Here is a 2675-nt window from a genome sequence, read left to right on the forward strand (position 1 = left end):
TATGGAGAACGGCATTTCCGAGGTCCCTGCCGGATTGCAGAGCATTGAAACGCTGAATACCCTGGAAAAGCTGGAAGCCGCCATGAAAACCGCTATTACACATGCCAATTCCGGCGTTCCCCAAGCCAACACCGCCGTCTATGATGTGGAGCTGCAAATCAGCACCGACGGCGGCACTACCTGGACGAAGGCGACTGCCGTAAACTTCCCCGCAAACGGCCTGACCGTTACCCTGCCCTATCCGGCGGGAACAAACAGCAGCTACACCTTTACCGTGGTGCATATGTTCACCACCAGCGATTTTGGCAAAACGCCCGGAGATACGGAAACGCCCCACGTCACCAACACGGCCAGCGGCCTCCAGTTTACCGTTACCGGCCTGTCCCCGATCTCCGTGGGCTGGACGGCCCCCGCAACCACGCCTGATCCTCCCACCGGCGGCAATCATGGCGGCGGTGGTTGGAGTTCCAACACCTACGCTGTCACCGTGGAGAAGTCGGAACACGGCAAAGTGACCTCCAATCGTACCAACGCCAGCAATGGCAGCACTGTCACCCTGGCCGTCACCCCGGACAGCGGCTATATGCTGGATACCCTCACCGTCACTGACAACCGGGGGAATGAAATCAAGCTGACGGCCCAGGGCGGCGGGAAGTACACATTTACGATGCCCGGCAGGGCCGTGACGGTCAAGGCCGCCTTTGCACCCCTCCCGGATGATAGGCCGAAGCCCTGTGACGGCGGCACGGATTGCCCCTCTCGCGGCTTCACTGACTTGGGGGGCGTAGGCATATGGTATCATGAAGCGGTGGACTATGTGCTGCGGAACGGGCTGATGGGCGGCTATGGCAACGGAACTTTTGGTCCCAACAACAATCTTTCCCGCGCCCAATTTGCCCAAATCCTCTTTAACAAAGAGGGCAGGCCGGTGGTCAATTACCTGCTGCAATATGGCGATGTGGCGACCGGCGCATGGTACACCGAGGCCGTCCGCTGGGCTACCAGCCAGGGCATCGTGGGCGGCTATGGGAACGGGATGTTCGGCCCCAACGATAACATTACCCGGGAGCAGTTGGCCGTCATGCTCTGGCGGTACGCCGGAAGCCCCGCCGCCACAGATAAGGAGCTGCACTTCACCGACGCGGACAAGGCCAGCGGCTACGCGCTGGAGGCCCTGCGCTGGGCGGTGGAGAACGGTGTCATGATCGGCAAGGGCAACGGACAGTTGGCACCCCAAGGCTTGGCAACTCGCGGACAGGTAGCGCAGATGCTTATGAATTTCTTGAAAAACAGATAAAACCTTATAAGAGCGGGACGGTTCACACTTGCCGTCCCGCTCTTTGTATAACAGGTTGTGCGGAATTTGTCGATAAAATACGTCTCACCGTGAGACGTATTTAAGAAAAGCTGTCGTTTTTTATAACCTTTTAGGAAGTTTTGGAAGTTCCTGCGGATAATGAGCAAAAAGCAATTTCCAGGGATATTAAGGAGTAGAAGCAGGTATTTTCCGTTCAACAGGGAAAGGGCTTGACTACAACTGAATAAGGCAATCAGATACATTCTGTATGCGCGGAGCCGGGCGGCGGGTACGCAGGGATGATCCCCCGTGACAGGAGGCCGGACACCGGGAGGACGGAGCGAACGGGGCCAGCGCCGCAAAGCTGCTATGGCACAGCAGCGGGCCACGAACTGCATATGGGTATGATGATACTTGCGTCGGCTATGCGTCACAGCGTAGGACGCCCCGCCACGGGAATGGGGGGAGGCACGATAAATCCTATGGAGCGGCCCTGCCAGCCGCCGTCTGATCCTGCCTTGTTTTTCTAATCGTGAACAACGAAATATAAAACCGCCAACCAATGCAAAATTTGTCGTTAATGCGTCTCACCGTGAGACGCATTTCTTATTAAAGTAGTCTACCCGCGAGGGAGCTACCGTTTCTGGAAAACGATGCGTTTATTTGACAGAGAAGCAATACATCAATCCCCGCTGAATTTGTCGAATATTTGACGTTTTTCTTGATATTAGGTATAATTATGAGTGTTACAAGGCCAGAAACGGTAACTGCCAGATTGGAGGCTGAAATGATTAGGCAGTCAGGCAATTTGAATGAAAAATGGACGGCCCTCTACGTCCGGCTCTCCCGCGACGATGAGAACGAGGGGGACAGCAACAGCATATCCCATCAAATCGAAATCCTCACCAGGTATTGTCAAGACCGGGAAATTTCCAGCTATAAGGTTTACAAAGACGACGGATGGAGCGGTACAAATTTCAAACGTCCCGGCTTTATGGAAATGATGGCCGACATTGAGGCGGGGCTTGTCAGCATGGTGGTAGTCAAGGATATGTCCCGGTTTGGCAGGAATTATCTGGAAGTCGGGTTATATACGGAACTACACTGGACAAGGGCATAAAAAGATAACGTTCTGACGGTATGCCCGCCGTCAGATTTTCCACTCAATTTGCAGCTTCTCACTGGTGGCGCGAATGACGGTAATCATCAAATCCACCACCTGCTGCTTGTCCTCAAAGCTGACATTCTCCCAATCATCCAGATAATTGGAAATCGTGTCAATCTGCTCCGGGGACACGGCCTCGGCGGTCAGCTTGGCAATCTCGCTGGCAAGGGCCTGACGGCGGCTGTCCAATTCCTCAATCTTGGCGTTGGCGTA

2 protein-coding genes and 1 pseudogene are annotated in these 2675 nt (G+C 54.8%); 2 read left to right on the top strand and 1 reads right to left on the bottom strand.

Translation table 11 applies throughout. The features are described 5' to 3' along the window. A partial coding sequence (locus D1646_RS01430; RefSeq protein ID WP_160634716.1) for an S-layer homology domain-containing protein occupies positions 1-1297 on the top strand: 1297 nt, incomplete at its 5' end. Between the two features lie 787 nt (positions 1298-2084). After that, a complete protein-coding gene (locus D1646_RS01435; RefSeq protein ID WP_160634717.1) occupies positions 2085-2417 on the top strand; it encodes a recombinase family protein in 333 nt (110 codons plus the stop codon). Positions 2418-2447: 30 nt separating this feature from the next. Here D1646_RS01435 and D1646_RS01440 read toward each other — a convergent pair. Next, positions 2448-2675 (bottom strand): annotated as a pseudogene (locus D1646_RS01440) (recombinase family protein); the annotation flags it as partial.

The organism is Pseudoflavonifractor sp. 60, from assembly GCF_009911645.1.
Lineage (GTDB): Bacteria > Bacillota > Clostridia > Oscillospirales > Oscillospiraceae > Lawsonibacter.

What these genes read in the sequence shown, in the direction of transcription:
- D1646_RS01435 (WP_160634717.1), top strand. Translation starts at nt 2,085, where the DNA reads ATGATTAGGCAGTCAGGCAATTTGAATGAAAAATGGACGGCCCTCTAC.